3 protein-coding genes are annotated in these 2402 nt (G+C 69.8%); 1 reads left to right on the top strand and 2 read right to left on the bottom strand.

Annotated features, from left to right (window positions below; all coding sequences use genetic code 11):
- Positions 1–28: 28 nt before the first annotated feature.
- Complete coding sequence (locus G6035_RS19395) at positions 29–334, bottom strand: rhodanese-like domain-containing protein (RefSeq protein WP_176618737.1); 306 nt, start codon at positions 332–334, stop codon at positions 29–31.
- 98 nt (positions 335–432) lie between these two features.
- Here G6035_RS19395 and G6035_RS19390 point away from each other — a divergent pair, with 98 nt between their 5' ends.
- The gene (locus G6035_RS19390) at positions 433–1557 is read left to right on the top strand and encodes an LOG family protein (RefSeq protein WP_371131077.1); all 1125 of its coding nucleotides are present in this window, start codon (positions 433–435) and stop codon (positions 1555–1557) included.
- Positions 1558–1565: 8 nt separating this feature from the next.
- Here the strand turns inward: G6035_RS19390 and G6035_RS19385 are convergent, their stop codons facing one another.
- Positions 1566–2366, bottom strand: coding sequence for an IclR family transcriptional regulator (locus G6035_RS19385; RefSeq protein WP_176618736.1), 801 nt, complete (start codon positions 2364–2366; stop codon positions 1566–1568).
- Between the last annotated feature and the right edge of the window lie 36 nt (positions 2367–2402).

The following is a 2402-nucleotide window of genomic DNA, read 5'->3' as shown; positions in this document are numbered from 1 at the left end:
GCCGGCGGCAGCGCGCCGGGATGGAAGGCTACTCCGGGGCGACCATCGGCAGGCCCTCGGCCTCCCAATTGCTCATGCCGCCCACCAGCGTGTCCGCGTCGAAACCCATCCCGGTGAGGACTGCGGCGATCCGGCCGCTGCGCCCGCCGCCGTGGCAGACGGCGATGACACGGCGGGACTTGTCCAGCTCGCCGGCACGGTCAACGACCGAGCCGGAGGGCAGGTGAATGGCCCCGGCAATCATGCCGGTGGCTGTCTCGTCGGCCTCCCGGACGTCGATGAGCTGCACATCGGGGCCGGCAGCCAGGACGTCCGCGGTGGTGATTTCCTTCATGGTGCTCCTCTGGGTCGGGGACGGCGGAAAACCGCCATTTACACCGTACCGGCATCCGGCTCCGGCACCGAATGCGTCGTCATGGCTAAGCTGGGTTCGTGACCCCATCCCGCGCCCCGCGCAACAAGGCCGTCGACGTCGAAGACCTGGCCGGCTTCGACGCGCTGGTGGCTGGCGGCGCAACCTCGATGCACGGCTGGCACTTCCAGTCGGTGGACCTGCAGCAGAGGTCTGCTGAGCTGGCCCGGCTGGGCGCCTCAGGCGCAATCTTCATGGGCTGCCGCTTTGCGAAAGGCGTCGAGGGTCAGCTGCGGGCACGCGGCGCGCTGATTTTCCCCCCGCTGCCGAACATTCCGTTCAACGCCTACCGCGGGCACCTCTATACGGGCGGGGAACTGTATGCGGGGGTTTCGGGGGCTGAATATGAGGCCGTCCCGGACGCGCAAATCTACCAGTGGACGTTGCAGGACGGCCACGGGCGGGCACTGGATGCCACGCTCGCCACCGCCATGCACGACCACGCCATCTCCGGCGCCCTGGACGAGTTCCTGGACGCCTGCGCCGCCGACGGGAAACCGGTGGTGGGCGTCATGGGCGGGCACGCCGAGGCCCGCGGCAGCGCCGGATACGCCCGGGCGGCGCAGCTGGGCCGGATGCTGGCCGCCCGGGGTGCGCTGGTGGCGACCGGTGGCGGCCCCGGCACCATGGAGGCCGCCAATCTGGGCGCCTACCTTTCCGTGTACGACGACGGCGCCCTGGACCGTGCCCTGCGCACCTTGTCCGCCGTCCCCGGCTTCCGGCCGTCCATCACCGCCTGGGTGCGCGCCGCGGGGCGGGTGCTGGCCGATTTCCCGGGCGGGGCCGACAGCCTGGGCATCCCCACCTGGTTTTACGGCCATGAGCCGCCGAACCCCTTCGCCACCCGGATTGCCAAGTATTTCACCAATTCCATCCGGGAGGCCGTGCTGCTTTCCCGCTCCGGCGGCGGCATCATCTTCCTGCCCGGCGCGGCCGGCACGGTGCAGGAAATCTTCCAGGACGCCTGCGAGAACTACTACGCGGCGGCGGAGGCGGTGGCCCCGATGATCCTGGTGGGCCGGCGGCACTGGGAAGAGGAGCTGCCCATGCGGGCGCTGCTTTCGGCACTGGCCAACGGGCGTGCGATGGCGGAGCAGGTGCACGTGGTGGACACCGTGGAGGAAGCCTGCGCGCTGCTGGCCTGAGTGCCGCCTCAGCCGCCGAGCCGGCTCGTGACCAGGCGTGCGGTGGCCGCACACGCCTCGCCGAGGGTCAGCAGCCGCTCGTGCGAGACCCGGAACTTCGGCGCCGGGATCAGGACGGCGGCCACGGGGTTGCCGCGGTGGTCATACACCGGGGCGGCGACGCCCACCTCGTCCAGCGCCGACTCGCCGTAGTTGGTCGCGTAGCCGCGCCGGCCGACGTCGGCGAGCCGCAGAAGGTAGGCCTCCAGCCCGGCGTCGTCCAGGCCGGCATAGGCGAGGGTGCCGTCGCGCAACAGGCTGCGCACCCGGTCCTCCGGTTCCAGGGACAGGAAGACCTGCACAGATGCGCTCATGGCATCGTGGTAGCGGGCACCGAGCGGTGTGGTGTGCTTGACCTGCTGGGGGCTGGCGATCTGCTCCACGCACAAGGATTCGCGCCCGTTCCACACCATCAGGGCGCTCGTTTCACCCGTCTGTTCGGTGAGCCGGCACAGCAGCGGATAGGCCACGCGCCGTTCCTCCAGCTCGGCCAGCAGCGGGCCTGCCACCGCGATGATGCCCAGGCCCAGCTTGAAACGGCGGGAGTCCGGGTCCCGCTCCACCAGCTCCTCCTGCTCCAGCGTGGCCAGGATCCGGGAGACGGTGCTTTTGTGCATGCCCACCCGCTGGGCAATTTCCGTCACGCCCAGCAGCGGCTCCTGGGCGGAAAAGCAGCGCATGACGGCGATGGCGTTGACAATGACGGAGGTTCCCCGCGTGTCGGAAGAGCCGGAATTTGCCGTGGTTGCCGGAGGAGTCATGGACACCATCTTTCCCTACCTGTCGGTTAAATAAATGCAGCTGCG

The organism is Arthrobacter sp. SDTb3-6 (genome assembly GCF_013376095.1).
In the GTDB taxonomy this organism is placed as follows: Bacteria; Actinomycetota; Actinomycetes; order Actinomycetales; family Micrococcaceae; genus Specibacter.
This window is presented reverse-complemented; position numbering and strand designations above follow the sequence as displayed.